The sequence below is a fragment of the Streptomyces sp. NPDC058632 genome, assembly GCF_042717095.1.
Classification (GTDB): domain Bacteria; phylum Actinomycetota; class Actinomycetes; order Streptomycetales; family Streptomycetaceae; genus Streptomyces.
This window is the reverse complement of record NZ_JBHXQZ010000128.1, coordinates 1-19,278: the sequence shown is the minus strand read 5'-3', so window position 1 is coordinate 19,278 and position 19,278 is coordinate 1. Positions and strand designations below refer to the sequence as shown.

Sequence of the window (19,278 nt, the reverse complement as noted above, 5' to 3'; positions counted from 1 at the left end):
GATCGCCTCGCGCCATGACTGACGGCTTATCAAGACCGAGCCCTAACGCGCAGGCGATCTACCGAACTCCTGATCCGAACTCCAGACAGGACCTAGCGGAACGCGCTCTCGAAGTCGATGAACCGCATGTGGAGCGTCTCGGCGTTGATCCGGCCCTGGTTGAGGCCGTCGTACATCGCTCCGTTCCCACATCGATGTTCCGGCAGGAGCGTCAGCTCCACTGCCGAGTGCACCGCCCCGGCGCACACAGCGCCGCGTCCGCCGGCTCGAACAGCTCATCACCCCGAATGGTCGGACACGCGTACAACTCGTCCCGGAAGCGCGACGCTTCCGCGAAGGCTTCCCCCGGAACAGCTTCGAGCAGCAGACTCACTCTCACGGCCTTCGTCCTGGTCAGTGCACCTTGGTCGGAGCACCTGATCAGACGAAGGCCGCCTCAGCGTCCGGCGAACGCCCACCTGAGCGAACCAGTTCGAGACATCGTGAGACATGGAAAACACACGAGTCGGGCTCTTACCGAACCAGGGCAGGCATCATGTCGAGGTGGCTGCTTCCCAATCTCCGCCGCTTGCCGTCGACGACCGCGGTAACGCCCTGGTCTCTTTCGCCCTGGGAGCGGAAGACAAGCCGCCAGGTGATGCACCCCTGCCCGTTGCGCTGGTGGCCCTGTGGCACGGCCATCGCGTCTTGATGGTCTTCAACCGGTTCCGGCAGACCTGGGAACTGCCAGGCGGACAGATCGACCCCGGCGAGACACCTCGCCAGGCGGCAGCGCGCGAGTTGCTGGAAGAAACCAACCACGTGCCCGACGGACAGTTCTGCTTCGTCGGCTTCGCGAGCTTCACTCTGGCGCCTGACCAGCGTGCCGAGTACGGCGCCCTGTTCACCGGCCGGGCTGCTGACGTCTCGCAGTTGTTCCAGCCCAACGACGAGGTCGAGGCCATCCGGTGGTGGGACCTCGGAGAGCCGTTGCCCGGGCGACTTCAGCCACTGGACGCCTACCTCGCAGAACTCAGCCGCAACACGCAACCGAGCTCCCGCCACGGCACAGCCAGAGGTTGAAGAACAAGCTGAGTGCCTGTTTCTGAACCGCGTATCAGCAGGTCAAGAGCCGACAGTTCGAAATGAGAGCTCTGCGCAGGCGTTCGGCAAGACCCTCACCGTCAACACCTGCCTGCGCGAACCCGAACCCGGCGAGGGCGTCCGCAAGATCACATTCCGGGCCCGCGGGCCCGGTTGGAAGGGCCGAGGCGGGCAGCCTTGTGCTGTAGACCGCGTTGCGTGATCCGCGTGGGCTGCGGCGCCCCTGACGACGGGGAGTTGGCGGACGTTGCCGACGCCCGGCGGCATGTTCCCGGAGACGCTCGTCGGTGCTGGCGGTTGCGCTGCCCGAACAACTGGATTTCTGCGGGATTGTCCAAAAGATTCAGCATCGGTTCCAAGGCCTGGTGGACTTCCTCCCTGCCCCGCTCTTGCCTCTCCAAGGACATCAGTCAGTGGACCAGGGAGGAGAACAGCTCGGCTGCAGGTGCCCCCCGAGATGTAGCGCAGCCTGAAGAAGGAGCTGCCGGTTCCCGGCTCGTGGCTCGCCTCACCGGCGCGGGTCACGCCGGGACGGGAGTCGATCGCCCGGAGACCGGTGATTCACCTGATCCCCCCTCGCACGGCTTCCGCTTCAATCGCCGGAACCGGTTGCGGAACGCCGTCCGGTCATCGGGCGCGACGCCATCGTGTACGTGCCACGACGAAGCGCCGAGGCAGTTGCTCGGCGCAGCCCAGAAAGGACTCCGGACATGTCTCGCATCAACCGGCGCCTGCGAGTGGTCGGCGCAGTGGCCGTCAGTACCGTGGTTGTGGGTGCCATCGGCTTCACCACGCCCCCGGCTTCCGCCGCCGCTTCCGTCTGCAGCGAGGACTTCTCGGACGGTCTCGGCAGCTTCACCGCCTCCGGTTTCGTCAGCACCGGCACGTACGGTGCCCGGTTGAGCGGGTCGCTGCTCTCCGGCCCGACCCTGACATCCGCGTCCATCGACCTCGCCGGATACAGCGACGTGACCGTGTCGTACACCCGGGCCGCTTCCGGGCTGGACCTTGGAGAATCTTTCAGCGCCGCCTACTCGGTGGACGGTGGTGCCTTCACCACGCTGGAAGCGGCCCGCACCGCCACGGGCAGCGCGTCGTTCCGCCTTCCGGCACCGGTCGCGGACCGCACCCTGCGGCTGCGATTCTCCCTGGACGCCAGCAGTGCCCTGGAGACGCTTACGGTCGACGATGTGCTCGTCGAGGCTGAAGGCAGCGGGGGCCCGACCGATCCCCCTCCCGGGTCACTGCCTCCCGTGGCGGACGTCACGGCACCAGGGCCGTACGCGGTGACCATCGACAGCACCGCGGGCCCGGGCAACGACGGGTGGCTGGTGTATCCGACGAGCGCCGGCCAGGACGGCGTGAACCACCCGGTCCTCGTCTGGGGCCCGGGGGCGGGGTCCGGCCCCGCGGACTACGAGGACATGCTGCGGCAGTGGGCCTCGCACGGCTTCGTCGTCTACAGCGAGGTCTCGTCCAGCAACGGCGACTACATGGTCGACGCCCTCGACTGGCTGGAGGATCAGAACGCGACCTCGAGCAGTCCGCTGTACCAGGACCTCGACACCTCCGAGGTGGCCTTCGGCGGCCATTCGCGCGGGTCGATCGGAACATTCGACGTGGCCGACGAGCAACGGATCGAGACCACCATCCATGTGGCCGGTGGTTCCTTCGACGGCAACGGCCCGGCCAGTCTGCGCAACCCGGCCCTCTACGTCGGCGGTGACGAGGACTTCGCCACCGCGAACATGAAGCGCGACTACGCCAACACCGACGTACCGGTGTGGTTCAACATCCTCGACGGCACCGACCACATTCTGGCCACCCGCAATGGCCAGCACATCATCACCGCCTGGCTACGGTGGCACCTGGCCGACGAGGAGTTCCGCCGTACGGAGAACTTCCTGAGCGTCAACTGCCCCTTCTGCGACCTCGGCGACGTCCAGCACAAGAACTGGTGACCCGGGGTGAGCGGTCGGTGCCGCCTCCCCGCCCTGCCGACGGTGGGGAAGCGGTAGCGACCGGGAGGTCAAAGGGACACAGTGCGGCTCACCGCCGGTCTCGGCTGTCCGTGTGTCCCCAGGGGCAGGCCGACACCCGGGCACGAAGCGCAGGGGGTCTCGATCTTCTTGTCCCTGCCGACCGATACCCGGCATCGTCTCCGATGCCGAGTGGGCCGCCTACTACGACGACCTTGTCGCCGAGTTCGGCCTCACCATCGAGGCGACCGGCCCCAGCTTCCGCTCCGATGCGCTCCTCGACCTCGTCTCCGACACCCCGGCCCTGGCCACTTTCGTGGGGGGCAGACCCGTCTCGTCGTCTGGTCCGCCGGCCACGGCCTGCGCCGCATCCGATGGCCGGCCCGATGACCGTCTACCCGTGTCAGCGGTCACGTGATTCCCCACGATCCGCATGGACAGCGCCACGTAGTTCCCCACCCCGTGGTCACGACTCCCCGCCGGGACGCTGACCACCGCGGGCGCAGCCGATCATGCTCGGATTGGTGCGATGTTCCCTTTTTAGGATGGTTTGATTAGCTACTTGCTGTTCCTTGTGAATCGGTCGGGTTCCCCATGGGCATGCCGGTGCCGGGTTGAGGGACCTGATCTCTCGGAGTGGTCGCGGTCTCTTGATCTGCGAGCCGAGAGGCCGACGGACGCACCGGATGGCAAGGAGAACGTTCACCGTGGTCGACATCGTCGAGATCTACGTGCACTGGTATGCGGGCCGCTCCAAGAGCCAGGTGTCCGCCTCGCTGGGGGTGGACCGCAAGACAGGTCAGGAAGTGCCTGGCGCCGGCGGAGGCGGCCGGGATCACCCCGGGAGGGCCGCCGATGAGCGAGACGGACTGGGCCAAGCTGCTCAAGAGGTGGTTCCCGGAGCTGGCCGGCCGGAAGCTGAACCAGGTCCGGTGGGCAGAGATCGAGCCGCACCGCGACTATGCCAAAGAGCTGCTGAAGACGACGACGGTCACCACGATCCACCAACGCATGCGGTACGAAGGCAAGTTGAAGGTATCTCTGTCGACGTTCCGCTGCTGGGTGCACGAGAACCTGCCAGATGAGGCGGCCCGCTCCAAGGCCACGGTGCTGCGGGAGGACGTCGAGCCGGGCTCGGAGGCCCAGATCGACTACGGCTTCCTGGGGCAGTGGATCAACCCGGCCGGCGGGAAGCGGCACCGGATCTGGGCATTCGCGATGGTACTGCCCGCCTCACGGCACATGTTCGTGTGTCCGGTGCTGCACATGGGCCAGCATGCCTGGACCCTCGCGCACGTGGAAGCGTTCCGCTTCTTCGGCGGCGTCCCGCGGCGTCTGGTGCCGGACAACCTGAAGACCGGGGTGGACAAGCCGGATCTCTACGACCCACAGATCAACAAGTCGTATGCCGAACTTGCCTCCTACTGCGGAACGTCGGTGGACCCGGCTCGCGCCTCGAAGCCGAAGGGCAAGCCGCGGGTGGAGCGGCCCATGCCCTATGTCCGCGACTCGTTCTGGAGCGGGCGGACGTTCACCTCGCTGGAGCACATGCAGGCCGAGGCCCTGCTCTGGGCGAGGAACGTCGCAGGTCAGCGGCAGTGCCGCCCGTTGGATGGCGCAAAGCCCTTGTCCGTGTTCGAGGCGGTGGAGGCCGAGGCCCTGCTGCCGCTGCCGCCCGAGCCGTTCGTGCCGGTCCGATGGTCGACGGCGATGGTCGGCCCGGACATCCATGTCAAGGTCGGCTCGCTCAAGACGCTGCGGCTGTCCGGGATGCTCGAAACCCTAGACGCCCGCCTCACCCAGGCCCAGAAGGGCGAACTCGGACACCTCGACTTCCTCCAGGTCCTCTGCCAGGACGAGATCAGCCGCCGCGAGACCGTCGCGCTCGAACGCCGCCTGCGCAAAGCCAAGTTCGAACAGCAGGCCGCCCTGGAGGGCTCCGGCTTCCACGCGTCCCCGAAGCTGCCGGCCGCCCAGATTCGCGACCTGGCGGCCCTGCGCCGGCTTCACTCCGGCGATTCCGTCATTTTGTTCGGACCGGTCGGCGTCGGAAAGACACACGTCGCCCAGGCCCTCGGCCACCAGGCCGTCCGCCAGGGCGCAAACGTCCGCTTCACCAAGACCAGCCGCGCCCTGGCCGAGCTCGCCGGCGGCCACGCGGACCGCACCTGGGACAAGCGCATGCGCGAACTCGTCCGCCCCGACCTGCTCATCCTCGACGACTTCGCCATGCGCCAGCTGACCGCACCCCAGGCCGACGACCTCTACGAACTCGTCTCCGAGCGGCAGGGTCGGCCCCTGACCATCACCAGCAACCGGGCACCCAGCGACTGGTATCCCCTCTTCCCCAACCCCGTCGTCGCCGAGTCCCTGCTGGACCGGCTGATCAACGCCAGCCACCAGGTCATCATGAACGGCCCAGTTACCGGCCCAACAAGCGGCCAAAGGGCCCCGCCGACAAGCCACCGGTCAATTAGCAGGCGGCGAGAAGGTCGGCAAGGATGCCTGCCGGGTCGTGCAGCACCCGGGCACCGTCGGTGACGACACGATGCGTCCCACGATCGACGGGATCTGTCTTTGCCCAGGTCGGAGAGCCGATACCCAGCTCGACTTCCAGGCCGGAGGCCGTGGAACAGCGTCGTTCTGTGATCGGCCCCCACGACTGGGTGCGGATCAGTTCGCCCAGCTTGAGTTCCACGGCCCAGGCATCCTCGAGGAGATATCGGGACTCGTCCGTGGTGAGCAGGACGACGTCGATGTCGGAGTCCGGCCGCGCGGCGTTGCGGGCGCAAGATCCCACCAGGAGCAGGCCGACGATGTCCTCACGGCTCCTCGCCCAGCGCGTGATCCGGTCGATGACCTCGTTGATCTCAGAGGCCCGCTCCGGCGACAACGCGGTTGGAAGATTCACTGACTGATCGCCGCGGTGCACCTCGAATGTCCCTCTCCGAGTATCCGATGCCGACATCCGAACAGCTTCTCAGGCCGGTGCCGCGACAGCCACCACCGGCGACGGCAGAGGGCACGATGGCGCAGCCGCACGCCGGTGGACTCGCTCCACATCGTGCAATGCAACGGCCCACGACCTGGGGAATTACGTGACCACAGCGGTGGGGAATTGCGTGACCGTCGACAGCCTGGGCCTCCCGGGTGCGGTCCTGGTGGCGCAGCACGATCGCCGGCTCCCGGGCTGCGGCCGCCGACGCGAGCGGTGAGCCGGACACCTCCGCCCGAGTACGGGCCCGGTCCGCGGTGAGCCGGGCCTGTTCGTAGGGGCCGAACTTGCTCGGTACGGCGGCGGCCAGGCTGCACACCGAAGACAGCCGCGCCTGATCGAGTTCCTGGCGGAGGCGGAGGCGGAGGCGGAGGCGGCGGCGTGGACGTCGGCGATGAGCCCGGGTAGCACTGCGAGAGAAGCCGGGCGTGCGCACCCTGCCGTCCAGCTCGCATGCGGTGGCCGGCCGTCCAGTGGCCCGCTGCCGGTCGGTGCCGGGGTGTCGGCCAGAGCCTGGTCTACGGCGTGTATCGGAAGTGGATCGTGCGCATAGGGTGTCGGCATGTCGCTGAGCCACACAGTCCTCTCGTCTGGTCGTTCGATCGAGCTCACCGAGCTGCGGATGTCTTCGACCTATGAGGGGATGCTGGAGGGCTACCCGTGCAAGCGCATCAACGACCTGAAGGTCAACGGCCTCCAGCGGCAGGCCGAACGCGCGTTTCCGTCCACGCCGGTCCATCTCGTTCCGCCCTTCCGCGAGTACCCGGACCAGACCGCCGGGGCCTTCGGCCCTGTTGAGGTGTTGCCTTCCGTGGCTTGCGTTGGCGTCTTCCGCTCGACAGCGGTCGCTGCTGAGCTCGACCCGGTGCTGCACCGTTCCACCCTCACCGTGGTCTGGTTCCAGCCCGTCCCGGACATCCCGTTGGGCGAGGACGCTGACCTTGCGCTTCGCAGCATTCCCTGGGAGGAGCTGGCCCAGGACTACGAGCTCTAGCGACGCGTGCTGATCACAGCCACTCGTTCATGGCCGCGATGAGGACGGTCGCCTCATAGCGAACCGCGAGCTTGTCGTAGCGGGTGGCCACAGCCGGTGACGTTTGAGGCGGTGGATTCCGGACCCGACCGCGTAGCGCTCGCGGTAGTCGCTGAGGTCGAAACGTGGCGGCCGGCTGCCACGGGAGCCGAGTTTCCTGCGGTTGCGTGACTGGTCGGCCTTGTCCGGGATGGTGCAGCGGACTCTGCGACGGCGCAGGTAGGCACGGTTCTTGCGGGAGGCGTACGCCTTGTCGGCGCGCACTCGGCCAGGGCACGGGGCAAGGACGGGTACAGGGGCATAGGACGGTCTCCCAGCAGGCCATCGACAGGGTCTGGCCATCCCACCGCACACCGCTGACATCACGGTCAGTCAACTCTTCACGGAAGTTGAGCCAGAACCGCGAGACGTGAACGAAGCCGGTCTGCCGTCGGGCCGGGCGGCGCGGATCGACTTCAGCGCGACCGGGCTGTCGAGGGTACCTTCGCGGCGGCGGTTGACGCCCCACGGCCGGTCTTCGCCGACGGAGCAGCAGCCGTGGAAGCAGACCACGCCATGGGCACCGCTTCGGCTGGGAACATTGCATGGACCGTGCTTTGGACCCTATCCGGGTTCCGCGGTGGGCCGGGACGGGGTACGACGCTGTGGTGCGGATACAGCCGGCGCTACGTCCGGCGAGTAATGACGGGCGAAGAGAGCGGCGACCAGATCACGCCGGCTGCGGACGCCCGTCTTGTTGAACACCGCCTTCAGATGGTCCTGGACCGTGTATGGCGACAAGCCGACATTACGGCTGATGTCGGCTGTAGACTGCCCCCGCAGTACCAGGGCGGTGATGTCCCTCTCACGAGGGGTCAGTCCGTATGCTGCGACGATCAGCGCGATGTGCTCGGCGGGACCGGCCTGTTCGACAACGACGGCGGTGCGGGCCGAGGTCGTCGTGGGTTCGTCCAGGCGCCAGGCGTGCAACCGCACCCGGCCATGCCTGCGACTGTGCATCCACGAGGTGTGGGAGGCCGCGGCCCCGGGAGCCTGCACCGCCGCTGCCACCGCATACACGGCGGGAGGCAGTCCGTGGCCGTGGCCACCGGACGGTACGCCGTTGGCATGAGCCAGGTCGTCGAACCACATGGCCACGGTGGGCGTCACATGAACCACCTGATGGTCACCGTCCAGCAGCGCCAGTCCCGGCGCCACCGCCGAGGCGCTTTCCTCGGCGAGCCGTGTCAGGTGCAGCCGACGCAGTGCGGCTCCCAGCGGCTGGACCAGCGACGCCGCCACAGCCAGGTCCGAGGAGCCGAACGGGGGTACGTCGTCTCCGCGGCCCATGACCAGGGCGCCCCATGCCCCGTGGCGGTCCCGCAGCAGCACACGTAACTCGTCGCGGAAACCCAGGGGTCGCATGATGTCCCGGTACCGGGGACTGAGGTCGAGGTTTCCGCTCGTCTCCCGGCTGAGCAAGCCCACCGGCGTCGGTCTGGCCGCTAGATCCGACAGGTCGTTGGCGTCCCCCTCGCGGTACTCGATGTCGAGCATGCGCGGCATCATGGCGGACGGCAGGCCGTCCCGATAGTCACCGCCGGTGTTCATCAACGTCTGCGGATCCACGGTCACACAGGCACAGACGTCGAACCTCAGCACAGGCTGTATGACCCGCTTCACCGTTCCGAAGAAATCCTCGACGTTCCGCGCGGACTGAACCCCCCGCGCCGCAGCGTCCCCGATCCCGCCGACCCGCGTTACTCCCCCGTAGCGCCTCATGGTCCGAGGCTAGCGTGTACCGCGGTTCCCGGGCCCGGTTTGCGCAGGTGGCTGTGCCTCCGCTTACCGTGCCCGGGAACCGCGTGTGTTCCGAGGCGCGCGACCGACGCCCCAATACGGCGTCAGCGGTTGTTGTGCAGGACGAAGTTGAGCTTCGCCCAGTCCTTGCCGCCGTTCTCCCCGTTGCGGAGCGTGATCTCGCTGACCGTCGAGGTCTGTCCTGCGGGGACGTAGCGGTTGAAGTGGTACTCGGCGTCGAGGTCGGTGTTGGTGTCGTTCGTGCCCTCGTAGAACTGCAGGGTCACATGGATCATGACTCCGCCGTTGGCGTCCGTCTCTGCGGATACGTGCTTCTCCACACGGATCTCGCCCCCGCACGTGGTTTCCCACCACACCGACGGCGTGCGGACCTCGTTCACCCAGCCCTCGGAGGCGACGTTGCCGTTGCAGTACGTACCGGCGGCGAAGATGCCCTCGTCGTCGCGGATCGTGTAGGTCCCGGTCAGGGCGATGTTCCGCCATACAGAGGCCGTGACCGCGTTGCCCGCCGCAGACGGGGCCGCAACAGCAGCCGGAGCCCCCGCCACCGTCAGACCAGCGGCTGCTGCTGCCAGCATCCCGATGGCTTTTCTTCGTATGGACATCTCTTTCCCCTCATTGTCGTCACCGAATGCGCCGAAGGCAGCTCATCGCCATCGGCCGGATAAAGAGTGCCGTGGCCGGTCGGCATATCCCATCCCAGACAAGTGGGGGGTGCCTCTTATGTATTTCGTCAAGGCGCCTGGGTTCGGGTTGGGACGGTTCGACTCGCTGGGGTCATGGCGGCGAGTTCGACGTCCTTGGGGACGCGGGGTTCGTAGAAGGTGCCGTCGCGGAGCATGGCGAACAGGACGCTGATGTGTTGGCGGGCGAGGCGGAGAAGGGCCTGGGTGTGGGTCTTGCCGCGGGCTCGCTGGCGGTCGTAGTAGGTGCGGGAGGCCGGGGCGGCGTTCATGCAGGCGAAGGCGGAGAGGAACATGGCGCGTTTGAGTTGCCGGTTTCCGCCCCGGGGTGCGTGTTCGCCGTGGATGGAGGTCCCGGACGACTTCGTGGTCGGGGCGAGTCCGGCGCAGGAGGCGAGGCGGGCGGCGATGGGGAAGCTGGTGCCGTCGCCGAAGGTGACCAGGGGGATCTGGCCGGCGATCCGGGCCAAGGCGATGGCCGAGGGCGGCGAGGTGCTCTTCGCCGACCAGGTTGGCATCCGATCCGACCGGGTCACCGGCCGTACCTGGGGTGTCAAGGGGGGGCACCTCGGTCGTCCGCCGTACGGGCAACCGGTTCTCGGTCAAAGCCATGTCCGCGATCGGCACCAAGGGCCGCATGCACTTCAGGGTCTTCACCGAGACCTTCGACGCCGATGTCATGTGCCGCTTCCTCGACCGGCTCGCCGGCCACTTCGACCACAAGGCGCACCCCGTAGTGGACCGTCACTCCGCGCACTGCTCCCGCAAGGTCCGCGCCTGGCCGACCGATCACCCCGACCGCGTCGAGCTGCACTTTCTGCCGCCGTACTCGCCGGAGCTGAACCCCGACGAACTGGTCAACGCCGACCTCGAACGGTGCCCTCCCAGGCACAACCGAGCCTGAGATCAGGCCCAACTCGCCGCCGGTGTCCGCAGTTTCTCCCACCGGCGTCAACATCGGCCACACAACGTCCGGGGGCTGCTTCGGCGGCCGGCACGTCCGCTGCATCCCCGGACGGAACCCTTTGAGTTTCGGATCGACAGGAGCAGCAGGAAGTCCATTCCGGCCGCCCCGCGGCGGGTGATTCCGGCCGTCGACCGCCCTGCGAAGACCTGCCCGGGGAAAGTTGCGGAGCATGCTGACGACGCCGCGCCGGATGCGTACGCGTGCCGGGGCAGGTGAGAGTGAGGGGCGGTGATCGGATCAGTACCGGGTCGGAGCCTTCGCTGCTCACATGGGCGGGACAGGACGGGGCACCTGTATGTCTGTCCACCAGCCAAGGGAGCCGATCATGGTAGTCGCCGCCGTCATCGCCGTGTGTGCGGTCCTGGCCCTCCTCGTCCCCCGTCTCTCCCGCCATCCCGAACGTGGCACGCAACGTACGCTCGGTGCCGGGTCGCGGGCCGGTGGCAGGGAGCCCGACATCCGGGGCCGGCTCTTCAGCAAGCCCTTCCGCACCAGTTCGCGTGCGGTGAGCCGCAGCGGGTCGGCAGGTTGCCGCTCCCGCGGCCGTATGCCCTTCTGACCGACTGTGCGAACCGAGCGAGGAGCCTGGTGATGAACGCCGAAGATGCGGACAAGCTGCTGGACGGGCTGACTGTGGATGCCAGTCGGCGAGAGCAGCCGATCGTGCTGGACGCGGACGGGCGTCCCATCCGGACATGGCGGGAGAACCATCCGTACGACCGCAGGGTGGGCCGCGAGGAGTACGAGCGGACCAAACGCATCCTGCAGGTCGAGCTGCTCAAGCTCCAGCGGTGGGTCAAGGACACCGGTGCACGCCTGGTCGTCGTGTGCGAGGGGCGTGACGCGGCGGGCAAGGGCGGCACGATCCAGCGGCTCACCGAGCGGCTCAACCCGCGTGGCGCACGCGTGGTCGCCCTGGACAAGCCCACCGAACGCGAGGCGGGCCAGTGGTACTTCCAGCGGCACATCGCGCATCTGCCGACGGCCGGTGAGATCGTCTTCTTCGACCGCTCCTGGTACAACCGGGCCGGCGTGGAGCGCGTGATGGGGTATTGCTCCAAGGACGAGTACAAGCTGTTCCTCGACCAGTGCCCGGCCTTCGAGCGGATGCTGACCGACGACGGCATCCTGCTGGTGAAGTTCTGGTTCTCCGTGTCCCGCTCCGAGCAGCGCACGCGCTTCGCGATCCGACAGGTCGACCCGGTGCGCCAGTGGAAGCTCTCGCCCACCGACCTGGCATCACTGGACCTCTGGGACGACTACACCGAGGCGAAGGTCGACATGTTCCGCGCCACGGACACCGCCCACGCCCCCTGGACCGTCGTCAAGAGCAACGACAAGCGGCGTGCCCGGCTGGAGACCATGCGCAGTCTGCTGTCGCGCATCGACTACGCCAGCAAGGACGATGAGGTGGTCGGCACACCCGACCCTCTCATCGTCGGCGCCGCCGACACCCTTTTGGAGCCCGGGGAGGAGGACACCACCCTGTCACCCACCCCGCTGTCCCCCGGCGCCGACGGGCCCGGCAAGCACCCCGGGACCGACTGACGCCCACGAGCCCCTCATGAGGGGCCGGGTCTGCGTCATCGCTGTGCGGAGACGCGCCTCTCCACGCGACGGTCGTAGTACGCACTCGTGACCAGGTGCGGGAGTGTCCTCGTCGCAGGTTTCGGTGACGTGCACTTTATAGCCGTCCCAGTTGATGTCGTGCGTCCCGCCGCGGGCCTCCAGATCCTGGGGAGTCACCAGGCGCATCACAGCCGGGGCCGGTCTTCCGGGTCCCGGCGGGCCACCTCTCCGCCAACCGCCCCGGCGACCAGGCAGGCTTCCCCCCCCGGTGCCGGGAACAGGTTCGCGAACTGCTCGTCGCTGAACAACGGCCCCAGCTCGTCCCGCACCCGGATCGCCAGGCTCCCTTGCGGGAACGCCGCCCGCGTCACCCTCACCGTCTCCGTCGGAATCCCCCCGGCTCCTCCGGCCGCATCGACATCGACACCCCTCCCCAAACAACGTCGGCTCCCACGACCACAACCGGGTCGTGGGAGCCGACGCCACGCGAGGGCCCGAATCGACCAACAGCATCCGGATGGATGCCGGGCCCTCTGTGAGTAGGCTCGATGGCCGCCGATCCGCGCACGGCGCGGTCCGCCGCCGGCCCCGCCATAGGTCATCCGGCGGCTGCCGCCCCGTGCGGAACGACGAGCGTGCGAGCGCGCCGCCCGGCCGGGCCCCGGTGCGTACCGCGGGCGCGGGCCCCATGCGCGCGTCACGCGGTCCCGCGCCTGCCGCGGCCGCCCCCACGTCCCTGTCCTGGGACATTAGAACAACGCCAACGGAGCGGACGAAACGGTCTGGCCTCATCTCACCTTTGCCAAATCTATTGTTTATCGATAGATTTCTATCGTGAATCGAGTGAAGGAGGGATTATGGGAAAGCTGACCGTACTGGCCCTGCGTGCCGTACTGGTGATGCTGCTCGCCGGCTCGGCGTTCGTTCAGGCGGTCATGGTGCCGTTGCTGGCCATGGACTTCGACGACGCCGACGCGGCCCTCGCGTCCGTGCGCACACCGGTGATCGTCATCGTCGTGCTCGGTGTCGTGGCGGCCCAGGTTGTGCTCGTCTGCGTGTGGCGGCTGGTGACGATGGTGCGACGGGGAACGGTGTTCTCTTTCGGCGCCTTCCGGTACGTGCATGTCGTGATCGGCGCGTTCGTCGCGGCCGCGTTCCTCGTGTTTGCGCTCGCGGTCGTCCTGGCACCGGGCGAGGCCGTCGCGCCGGGCATCGTCCTGCTGCTGTGCGGAGTCGTCGTGGCAATCCTGGGGGTCGCGCTGGTCGTGCTCGTACTGCGGATGCTGCTCGCCCAGGCCGTCGCGCGCGACATCGAGGCGGCGCGGATGCGGGCCGAGCTGGCTGAGGTGATCTGATGCCGATCGTCGTCGACATCGACGTGATGCTGGCGAAGCGCAAGCTGTCCGTGGGTGAACTGGCGGAGCGCGTCGGGATCACCCCGGCCAACCTGGCGGTGCTCAAGAACGGCCGCGCCAAGGCGGTGCGCTTCACGACGCTTGCCGCGCTCTGCGATGTACTGGAATGCCAGCCGGGTGACCTGCTGCGCTGGGAGGCTGGGGGCGCGGACGCGGGCGGATGACAGGGGCCGGCGGAACTCCCCTTCCCTTCGTCCCAGTGCCCGCCACGATCGACGGTGGCGCCGGATGGTCGGCCGCGCCTCCTGCCCCGATGGCCGTTCGGCGGTGCCCTCGCGCCGCGGCTACGGTCTGCGGCAGGTCGCGGTGCTCGGTTTGCCAAGCGAGCCGGAGCGGTTCGGTGAGGGGTGTCGGCTCGCGGCCCTTCCGATGACGGTGAGCGTGGGCTGCACACAGTGGCCCGTGTGCCGATCCCTCCAGGTGATACGGCGCTCCGGACAACCACGTCCCTGCCTGATGACCCACGGCCGTGACGGGCGGAGAAAGTGATGAGTCAAACATCGTTTTCCAGATGATCCGGGCTGCTGATCGGGATATTCAACCGTTTGGGGCCTTTCGGTGCCCGCCAAGTACATCCATGCAACGTCCGGTAGGAGGAACGGGTTCGACATGGCTGAGTGGAAGCAGGTCTCCAGGTCGCTGAAGGCGATCGGCGCCGGGTCCGGGACCAGCGTGTGGGGCGTCAACTCCAACGACGCGACCTACCGCTACACCGGAGACCAGCCCAGCTGACCCGACCTCCTCCACGCGGCGGCGGGGCCCCGGCAACAGCAATGCTGCCGAGGCTCCGCCACTCTGCCGCGCCCAGCAGGTTCACGATCAGCCCTGGTACCGCGCGTCGGCGCGACGGCCTGGGCTGGCGTGCATCACCGTTCTGATCGGCGCGGTCCTGGTGGTGTGCTCCTCAGCGGTAGGTACGGGTGACCTCCGGGCGCTGGCTTGCCAACGGTCCTTTAATAGTTCGATGCCTCGCCTCGCGAATCGTTCCTGCGGTGAATATTCGCGTCCATGCGGGTGAGCGACGGCTGTTGGACACTCACGGGGACGAGTATGGCCGGTAGAACGCGGGAGTGGTCAAGAACCTGCTGCACGGTTTCGGCGCGCCCTCCCTCACCCTCGTTCCGCTCCTGGCGTCCACACCCGCCCGGGCCGCTCCGGCTTTTCAGGGGCTGCGGGCCGCTGAGGTGGCCACGCTCGCCGATGCCGTCGGCCTGGCCCGGGCCGATGACGAGGACCGCACCGGCTACACGCGCTCGTCCTCCCAGCACTGGAACTTCGGCGACCTTGCCGACGGCTGCAACACCCGAAACGAGGTCCTGTTCGCCGAAGCGACCACTTGGCGGTGCTTCAATGAAGAGGACCAGGGTCAGGGGGAGTCGTCGGTGTGGGCGCCGTGGGTGTCGCCGGGGCTGTGGAGGATGTTCAGCACGTGCCGCTCCACCGCCTCCTCCACAGGCAGTACGTCCGTGCCGTGGAGGGCGGCCAGGAGCGCGAGGGGTGCGGTGTCGCGGTACAGGGTGCTGATGAGTGCGGATTCCTGCGCGATGTGGTGTCCGTCAAAGCGGAACAAGCTCAGTGATGCCGAGTGCCTGCTGCACGTTCATCAGCACGGTGTGGTCCTGCCGCAGGGCAGCCAACTGCTCCTGAAGGGCTGTGACTTCCGCCTCGATGCGCTCCTGCTCCTTGACGTTGCGTTCGAGGTCGCCCGTCACTTGGGCAAGGTATTGCGACGTCAGTTCTGTGGTGGGGGCCTGGGTTTCCGGCATGACAGAGCCTTTCGTCGGCTCACCACCACCACGCCGCTGGAATGGGTCGGTGCTTGCGTGCGTGGTCGAGGAGCGGGTTGTCCATGAACTGGACTGTGCGGGACCGCAAGGAACTGCGGCCTGTGACAGCATAGATCCAGCCACTGGGAAGGGAGCCGGACGTCCTTGTCGAGAGATGCCTGCCCCTGGCGCTTCAAGGGGCCGAGCAGTCATCCGCCGGTCGGCGTCAGTGCCCTGCCAGGGCCCCTGCCGCCAACTGCCAGAAAGCCTCGTCGGTTTCCCAGCCGTGCCGCCAGCCGGCCAGTGCCTGCGATGCCACCAGTCGATCGGGGAGTTCTGCGGTCTGTTGCGGTGAATGCCCGCACAGCCGGGCGAGGGCGTTCATATCGCCTCTCTTGATGTTGTCCGAGGCGTGCGGGGTCACAGAAAGCGCGGTCAGGTGCACGGGGGGTGTCTCTATGTCCTTCGTCAAGGACGTGGTGCCTGGTGTGTGAGTGTTTGGGGTGGTCATGCGGCGAGGGTGATGGCGGGTGTTCTGGACTCGTAGAAGGTGCCGTCGCGGAGCATGGTGAACAGGACGCTGATGCGTTGGCGGGCGAGTCGGAGGAGGGCCTGGGTGTGGGTCTTTCCGCGTGCTCTTTGCCGGTCGTAGTAGGTGCGGGAGGCCGGGTCGGCGTTCATGCAGGCGAAGGCGGAGAGGAACATCGCGCGTTTGAGCTGCCGGTTTCCGCCTCTGGGTGCGTGTTCGCCGTGGATCGAGGTCCCCGACGACTTCGTCGTCGGGGCGAGGCCGGCGTAAGAGGCGAGGTGGGCGGCACTGGGAAAGGCGGTCCCGTCTCCGACGGTGACCAGCAGGACTGCGGCGGTCCTGACTCCGACGCCTGGCATCGAGGTCAGGACCGGGTGAAGAGGGTGGGCCGCCAGCAGGCTGCTGATCTGGGCTTCCAGTGCCCGGCGCTGGTCGTGGACCGCGGCGAGCGAGGCGGCCAGGGACGGGATCACGATGTCGAGGGTGCCGGTTCCCGGGACCACGACGGTCTGTTCGTCGAGGGCGTCGAAGACGTCGTCGATCAGCCGCGCGGCCATGCGCGGGGCCTTGGGCCGGATGAGTTCGGCGAGTCTGCGGCGGCCGGCTTTCCGCAGAGCTGCCGGGGATCCGTAGCGCTCGAGGAGCCAGGTGACAGCCGGGTGGTCGAGCCGGGGCCCGAGCACGCGCTCGAGGCTGGGGTGGAACTGCGTGAGCAGGCCGCGTATCCGGTTGCTGGTGCGGGTGGCCTCGGCCGCGAGGTCCTGGTCGAAGCCGGTCAGCACCGTGAGCTCGGCGGTGATCTCGTCGGTCAGTTCCAGCGAGCGCAGCGTGTGAGGCATCGTCCGGGCCGCGTCGGCGATCACTGCCGCGTCCTTCGCGTCGGTTTTCGCCTCACCCGGATAGAGGTCGGCGATCCGCCGCATCGCGAGTCCGGGCAGGTAGGCGACCTGACAGCCGGCGTCGCGGGCGACGGTCAGCGGCAGAGCCCCGATCGAGGCGGGCTGGTCCACGATCACCAGGACGGTGCCGAACTTGGCCTTGCGCTTGTCGAAGACGGCCCGCAGCCTGGGTTCGCTGTTGGGCATCGGCTTGTCGAAGACCTTCTTCCCGGCCGGGGTGAGCCCGTGACCGTGGTGAGCGGTCTTGCCGACGTCCATCCCGAGGAAGACGCCCACGCCTTCGATGTCGAACATCGCACCCTTTCCAGGTCGTTGACCGTGCCGGCCATGGCGGTGGCACCGTGCTCGCGCATCCACGTTATGCAGACCTGCCGCCCACGTCTGTGCCCGGCATTGCGCCGGACCGGGCGGTGGCCGGGTCTCTCATCAGCGTCTCCGACGGCACCCCACGGACCCGGCGACACCCCCCCCAGGTCATGCCTTCGACAGAGGGGACACAGTCATACCGGGCCCGGAGGCCAGCAGCCCCATTGCAGGACCGCGAAGAACATAACGGGAGGTGTCACGCACGGCGATGCGTAGCAGGGCGGCGTCGGGTGTCACTTCCAGTGCCAGGCTGCCCGGGCCGGGTGCGTGGCGCAGCGCGTTGGTGAGCAGTTCGCTGACGATGAGTTGGGCGTCCTGGCTGGGTCGGTGGCCGGGGTCGTGGCCGGCTTGAGCCAGGAGTGTGCATACGGCTGTCCGGGCTTTGGTGATCGGTGCGTCTGGCGTGTCCCAGGCGGTGCTGTACCGCAGGGGCGCCGCGGGTTTTTGTTCATCCGATGCCCGGTTCTTGAGCGGGGTGACCATAGAACTCTTCCCGTGGATCGTTCCTTATCGTTTCATCACAAGTTGTCGCTATTGCTAATTTCGCGTACCCGCTGTCGTCCTGTTCATGGGTGCCCACTGGTCCTGACTGATCGGTGCGGGCCGGTGTCGGCGATCGTGAACTGTGCGAGATGTAAGGAGGCTCCGGCCGGATGCGGGGCGGCACCGGGCATCGAGGAGGGCGTTGAGGAGCTTGCTGTCGGCGCCCTCTGGGGGTAGCACTTGAGAATGCCGGTGCAGACGGCGATCTGTTCGTGGCGGAGCCTGCAAAGGCCGCGCCAGTAGGCGCCGCTGTGAGGCGTGCAGCGTGCGCGGGGCGGTTGTACATACAGTCACGCGTCAAGCACTGTGTGGGCGGCAGAGCGGGACAGCTGAGAAAAGGGCCGCACCTCCCGACGGCTTCGCGTCTGGTGTGGGCCTCGGACCAAATCTTTCCTGTCCACCCTGACAGTCACTCCGCCGCCCGGTCCTGACTCCAGGGGGACCGCACGCACGTGTAGCGGTCACCTCCAAACGTTGGGAGAGGCCGACCCTGCCGGATGATCACGGCTTGCTGGGTTCCCGTGCGGATGTGTGACTGACGACGAGGCGCGCGGTACCCGCCGCAGCAAATCGAGGGCCTTTCCCCGGAAACTTTTCGGGGAAAGGCCCTCGACTAGGGCGTGTTGCGAAAGTGCTGGTCACAGCCACTCGTTGATGGCTGCGACCAGCACGGTCGCCTCGTAACGGACGGCGAGTTTCTCGTATCGGGTCGCCACGGCCCGGTGGCGCTTGAGCCGGTTGATCCCGCACTCCACCGCGTGGCGTTCCTTGTAATCGATCTTGTCGAACTTCGGCGCCCGGCCACCGCGGGAGCCGAGCTTCTTGCGGTTGCGGACCTGGTCGGCCTTCTCCGGGATGGTGCAGCTGATGCCGCGTCTGCGCAGGTAGGCGCGGTTCGCGCGGGAGCCGTACGCCTTGTCGGCGCGGACCTTGTCCGGCCGGGTCCGCGGCCGGCCTCGACCGATGCGGGGCACCCGGATGCCCTCCAAGACCGTCTGGAACTGCGGGCTGTCGTGCCGCTGACCAGCGGTGACGAGCAGCGACAGCGGCTTTTGCCCCTGCTCGACCGCCAAGTGCAGCTTGGTGGTCAGCCCGCCGCGCGAGCGTCCGAGGCCGTGGTCGTCGGGCTCGGTGTCGACGCCGCCGGGAGGCTCCTTCTGCAGTGCCCCTTTTTACGCGCCCCGGCAGCATGCTGGTGGGCCCGGGCGATCGTGGAATCCACGCTGACGTCCCATGTGATCAGGCCCTTCGCGTCGGCCTCGGCCTGCAGCTGCTCGAAGACCCGCTTCCAGGTGCCGTCGCGCTGCCAGCGCCGGAACAGGTCGTAAGCCCGGTCCCACGGTCCGTACCGTTCCGGCACGTCGCGCCACGGCGCACCGGTCCTGGTCCGCCACCGTATGCCGTCTATCAACTGCCGCCGGGTCCACACCGGTGGACGGCCCGGCTTCTTGCCCAGCGGCAGCAACGGCTCAAGCCGGGCCCACTGGTCGTTCGTCAGATCACCACGCCCCACGACAGATGATCATTCACGACCAAGATCGACTTTCGCAACACGCCCTAGGTCCTGTCTGGAGTTCGGATCAAGAGTGTGGTGCGATGCTGCGGAGCCAGAGCATTGCCCCACACAGGTGCAGTCCGGCCTCGTAGCTCT

Annotated in this window: 17 protein-coding genes and 7 pseudogenes; 11 read left to right on the top strand and 13 right to left on the bottom strand. The window is 67.7% G+C overall.

The window, feature by feature from the left end; genetic code table 11:
- Nucleotides 1-131: 131 nt before the first annotated feature.
- A pseudogene (locus ACFWVE_RS32255) lies at nucleotides 132-373 on the bottom strand (transposase); the annotation flags it as partial.
- Nucleotides 374-543: 170 nt separating this feature from the next.
- On the opposite strand from ACFWVE_RS32255, the gene ACFWVE_RS32250 reads away from it, so the two are divergent.
- The 4 genes and pseudogenes from ACFWVE_RS32250 (at nucleotide 544) to istB (ending at nucleotide 5,603) form a co-directional block, all read left to right on the top strand.
- The gene (locus tag ACFWVE_RS32250; protein ID WP_384021862.1) at nucleotides 544-1,062 is read left to right on the top strand and encodes an NUDIX hydrolase; all 519 of its coding nucleotides are present in this window, start codon (nucleotides 544-546) and stop codon (nucleotides 1,060-1,062) included.
- Between the two features lie 731 nt (nucleotides 1,063-1,793).
- Entirely contained in the window at nucleotides 1,794-3,044 is a 1,251-nt protein-coding gene (locus ACFWVE_RS32245) for a hypothetical protein (RefSeq protein WP_384021859.1), read from the top strand.
- A 184-nt stretch (nucleotides 3,045-3,228) separates the two neighbouring features.
- Nucleotides 3,229-3,553, top strand: a pseudogene (locus ACFWVE_RS32240) (LysR family transcriptional regulator); the annotation flags it as partial.
- A 364-nt stretch (nucleotides 3,554-3,917) separates the two neighbouring features.
- On the top strand, nucleotides 3,918-5,603 hold the full coding sequence (istB, locus tag ACFWVE_RS32235) for an IS21-like element helper ATPase IstB (protein WP_384021856.1): 1,686 nt from the start codon (nucleotides 3,918-3,920) through the stop codon (nucleotides 5,601-5,603).
- On the opposite strand, the gene ACFWVE_RS32230 is transcribed toward istB, so the two are convergent.
- A complete protein-coding gene (locus ACFWVE_RS32230) occupies nucleotides 5,536-5,973 on the bottom strand; it encodes a nucleotidyltransferase domain-containing protein (protein ID WP_384021853.1) in 438 nt (145 codons plus the stop codon). The genes istB and ACFWVE_RS32230 overlap by 68 nt on opposite strands.
- A 646-nt stretch (nucleotides 5,974-6,619) precedes the next feature.
- On the opposite strand from ACFWVE_RS32230, the gene ACFWVE_RS32225 reads away from it, so the two are divergent.
- A complete protein-coding gene (locus ACFWVE_RS32225; protein WP_384021850.1) occupies nucleotides 6,620-7,051 on the top strand; it encodes a hypothetical protein in 432 nt (143 codons plus the stop codon).
- Nucleotides 7,052-7,510: 459 nt separating this feature from the next.
- On the opposite strand, the pseudogene ACFWVE_RS32220 reads toward ACFWVE_RS32225, so the two are convergent.
- The 4 genes and pseudogenes from ACFWVE_RS32220 to ACFWVE_RS32205 all read right to left on the bottom strand — a co-directional run.
- Nucleotides 7,511-7,648 (bottom strand): annotated as a pseudogene (locus tag ACFWVE_RS32220) (IS630 family transposase); the annotation flags it as partial.
- Between the two features lie 45 nt (nucleotides 7,649-7,693).
- Nucleotides 7,694-8,752, bottom strand: coding sequence for a LuxR C-terminal-related transcriptional regulator (locus tag ACFWVE_RS32215; protein WP_384021846.1), 1,059 nt, complete (start codon nucleotides 8,750-8,752; stop codon nucleotides 7,694-7,696).
- A 221-nt stretch (nucleotides 8,753-8,973) separates the two neighbouring features.
- Nucleotides 8,974-9,495, bottom strand: coding sequence for a hypothetical protein (locus tag ACFWVE_RS32210; RefSeq protein WP_384021843.1), 522 nt, complete (start codon nucleotides 9,493-9,495; stop codon nucleotides 8,974-8,976).
- 128 nt (nucleotides 9,496-9,623) lie between these two features.
- A pseudogene (locus ACFWVE_RS32205) lies at nucleotides 9,624-10,016 on the bottom strand (transposase); the annotation flags it as partial.
- A 7-nt stretch (nucleotides 10,017-10,023) separates the two neighbouring features.
- On the opposite strand from ACFWVE_RS32205, the pseudogene ACFWVE_RS32200 reads away from it, so the two are divergent.
- The 3 genes and pseudogenes from ACFWVE_RS32200 to ppk2 form a co-directional block, all read left to right on the top strand.
- Nucleotides 10,024-10,658: pseudogene (locus ACFWVE_RS32200) on the top strand (IS630 family transposase); the annotation flags it as partial.
- A 207-nt stretch (nucleotides 10,659-10,865) separates the two neighbouring features.
- A complete protein-coding gene (locus tag ACFWVE_RS32195; protein ID WP_384021840.1) occupies nucleotides 10,866-11,099 on the top strand; it encodes a DUF6411 family protein in 234 nt (77 codons plus the stop codon).
- A 32-nt stretch (nucleotides 11,100-11,131) separates the two neighbouring features.
- Nucleotides 11,132-12,088, top strand: a complete 957-nt coding sequence (gene ppk2 / locus ACFWVE_RS32190) for a polyphosphate kinase 2 (protein ID WP_384021838.1) — start codon at nucleotides 11,132-11,134, stop codon at nucleotides 12,086-12,088.
- 250 nt (nucleotides 12,089-12,338) lie between these two features.
- On the opposite strand, the pseudogene ACFWVE_RS32185 reads toward ppk2, so the two are convergent.
- Nucleotides 12,339-12,530: pseudogene (locus ACFWVE_RS32185) on the bottom strand (IS5/IS1182 family transposase); the annotation flags it as partial.
- 436 nt (nucleotides 12,531-12,966) lie between these two features.
- Between ACFWVE_RS32185 and ACFWVE_RS32180 the strand changes: the two are divergent.
- The 3 genes and pseudogenes from ACFWVE_RS32180 to ACFWVE_RS32170 form a co-directional block, all read left to right on the top strand.
- On the top strand, nucleotides 12,967-13,464 hold the full coding sequence (locus ACFWVE_RS32180) for a DUF2975 domain-containing protein (RefSeq protein ID WP_384021834.1): 498 nt from the start codon (nucleotides 12,967-12,969) through the stop codon (nucleotides 13,462-13,464).
- A complete protein-coding gene (locus ACFWVE_RS32175; protein WP_055418701.1) occupies nucleotides 13,464-13,688 on the top strand; it encodes a helix-turn-helix transcriptional regulator in 225 nt (74 codons plus the stop codon). Before ACFWVE_RS32180 ends, ACFWVE_RS32175 begins: the two co-directional genes overlap by 1 nt.
- A gap of 385 nt (nucleotides 13,689-14,073) precedes the next feature.
- A pseudogene (locus ACFWVE_RS32170) lies at nucleotides 14,074-14,256 on the top strand (tectonin domain-containing protein); the annotation flags it as partial.
- 634 nt (nucleotides 14,257-14,890) lie between these two features.
- On the opposite strand, the gene ACFWVE_RS32165 reads toward ACFWVE_RS32170, so the two are convergent.
- The 6 genes from ACFWVE_RS32165 to ACFWVE_RS32140 all read right to left on the bottom strand — a co-directional run bounded on the left by ACFWVE_RS32165 (nucleotide 14,891) and on the right by ACFWVE_RS32140 (nucleotide 19,140).
- Nucleotides 14,891-15,094 (bottom strand): hypothetical protein, encoded by a 204-nt coding sequence (locus ACFWVE_RS32165; RefSeq protein WP_384021830.1) that lies wholly within the window; start codon nucleotides 15,092-15,094, stop codon nucleotides 14,891-14,893.
- Nucleotides 15,081-15,290, bottom strand: coding sequence for a hypothetical protein (locus ACFWVE_RS32160; protein WP_384021827.1), 210 nt, complete (start codon nucleotides 15,288-15,290; stop codon nucleotides 15,081-15,083). The genes ACFWVE_RS32165 and ACFWVE_RS32160 overlap by 14 nt, the downstream gene beginning before the upstream one ends.
- A gap of 226 nt (nucleotides 15,291-15,516) precedes the next feature.
- A complete protein-coding gene (locus tag ACFWVE_RS32155; RefSeq protein ID WP_384021824.1) occupies nucleotides 15,517-15,801 on the bottom strand; it encodes a hypothetical protein in 285 nt (94 codons plus the stop codon).
- Nucleotides 15,798-17,012 (bottom strand): IS110 family transposase, encoded by a 1,215-nt coding sequence (locus tag ACFWVE_RS32150; RefSeq protein ID WP_384021821.1) that lies wholly within the window; start codon nucleotides 17,010-17,012, stop codon nucleotides 15,798-15,800. The genes ACFWVE_RS32155 and ACFWVE_RS32150 overlap by 4 nt, the downstream gene beginning before the upstream one ends.
- 180 nt (nucleotides 17,013-17,192) lie before the next feature.
- Entirely contained in the window at nucleotides 17,193-17,567 is a 375-nt protein-coding gene (locus ACFWVE_RS32145) for an ATP-binding protein (protein WP_384021818.1), read from the bottom strand.
- Between the two features lie 698 nt (nucleotides 17,568-18,265).
- Nucleotides 18,266-19,140, bottom strand: a protein-coding gene (locus ACFWVE_RS32140) for an IS5 family transposase (protein WP_384021815.1) whose coding sequence is annotated in 2 segments (ribosomal slippage) — nucleotides 18,266-18,748 and nucleotides 18,751-19,140 — 873 coding nt in all. Because the reading frame shifts where the segments join, the coding sequence is not laid out codon by codon here.
- Nucleotides 19,141-19,278: the final 138 nt, after the last annotated feature.

Excerpts from the sequence above, each read along its gene's own strand:
- ACFWVE_RS32150 (WP_384021821.1), bottom strand. The coding sequence starts at position 17,012 with ATGTTCGACATCGAAGGCGTGGGCGTCTTCCTCGGGATGGACGTCGGC.
- ACFWVE_RS32145 (WP_384021818.1), bottom strand. The coding sequence starts at position 17,567 with ATGGTCACCCCGCTCAAGAACCGGGCATCGGATGAACAAAAACCCGCG.
- ACFWVE_RS32175 (WP_055418701.1), top strand. The coding sequence starts at position 13,464 with ATGCCGATCGTCGTCGACATCGACGTGATGCTGGCGAAGCGCAAGCTG.
- ACFWVE_RS32210 (WP_384021843.1), bottom strand. The coding sequence starts at position 9,495 with ATGTCCATACGAAGAAAAGCCATCGGGATGCTGGCAGCAGCAGCCGCT.
- ACFWVE_RS32195 (WP_384021840.1), top strand. The coding sequence starts at position 10,866 with ATGGTAGTCGCCGCCGTCATCGCCGTGTGTGCGGTCCTGGCCCTCCTC.
- ACFWVE_RS32225 (WP_384021850.1), top strand. The coding sequence starts at position 6,620 with ATGTCGCTGAGCCACACAGTCCTCTCGTCTGGTCGTTCGATCGAGCTC.
- ppk2 (WP_384021838.1), top strand. The coding sequence starts at position 11,132 with ATGAACGCCGAAGATGCGGACAAGCTGCTGGACGGGCTGACTGTGGAT.
- ACFWVE_RS32155 (WP_384021824.1), bottom strand. The coding sequence starts at position 15,801 with ATGACCACCCCAAACACTCACACACCAGGCACCACGTCCTTGACGAAG.
- ACFWVE_RS32160 (WP_384021827.1), bottom strand. The coding sequence starts at position 15,290 with ATGCCGGAAACCCAGGCCCCCACCACAGAACTGACGTCGCAATACCTT.
- ACFWVE_RS32180 (WP_384021834.1), top strand. The coding sequence starts at position 12,967 with ATGGGAAAGCTGACCGTACTGGCCCTGCGTGCCGTACTGGTGATGCTG.
- istB (WP_384021856.1), top strand. The coding sequence starts at position 3,918 with ATGAGCGAGACGGACTGGGCCAAGCTGCTCAAGAGGTGGTTCCCGGAG.
- ACFWVE_RS32245 (WP_384021859.1), top strand. The coding sequence starts at position 1,794 with ATGTCTCGCATCAACCGGCGCCTGCGAGTGGTCGGCGCAGTGGCCGTC.